A 533-nucleotide genomic window follows, 5' to 3' on the forward strand; every position below is an offset into this window, starting at 1 on the left:
AGTAGGTCCGTGTAAAGTCCTAGCGGGATCACCTGTCCTTGATCCATGATTTCAACGATGCTGAAAGTCCCGGACATCCAGTAGAAGACGAGTATCCCGAGCAGCACGAGCAGGCTCGCGGCCTGCGTGAACAGGAAGAACTTCATGGACGCGTACTTCTTCTTGGGACCGCCCCAGACGGCGATCAGGAAGTACATCGGCAAGAGGCCGCCCTCCCAGAAGACGAAGAACAGGAACAGGTCGAGCGAGACGAAGACGCCCGCAACGGTCGCCTGCATGAACAGGAGCATCGCGAAAAACTCCTTCGTCCTGTGCTTCTCGCCCCAGGAGAATATCATGCCGAGAGTCGTGAGGAGCGATGTTAGGAAGACGAGCGGCCCCGAGAGCTGGTCCACGCCGAACTCGAAGGATATGCCCGCCTGCGGGATCCACTCCGCCTTCTCATAGGCGAGGAACTCTTGTCCGCCAGCAGATATGGACGTGAGCTCGACGCTCCCCGGCGCGACGATGCCGAGCAGGAGAACGGTGGAGAG

1 protein-coding gene is annotated in these 533 nt (G+C 59.3%); it reads right to left on the reverse strand.

Annotated elements, in window-relative coordinates:
* Positions 1 to 533: NADH-quinone oxidoreductase subunit M (locus LN415_10000; protein MCJ2557406.1), on the reverse strand; the 533-nt coding region annotated here is incomplete at both ends.

Source organism: Candidatus Thermoplasmatota archaeon (assembly GCA_022848865.1).
Classification (GTDB): Archaea; Thermoplasmatota; Thermoplasmata; order RBG-16-68-12; family JAGMCJ01; genus JAGMCJ01.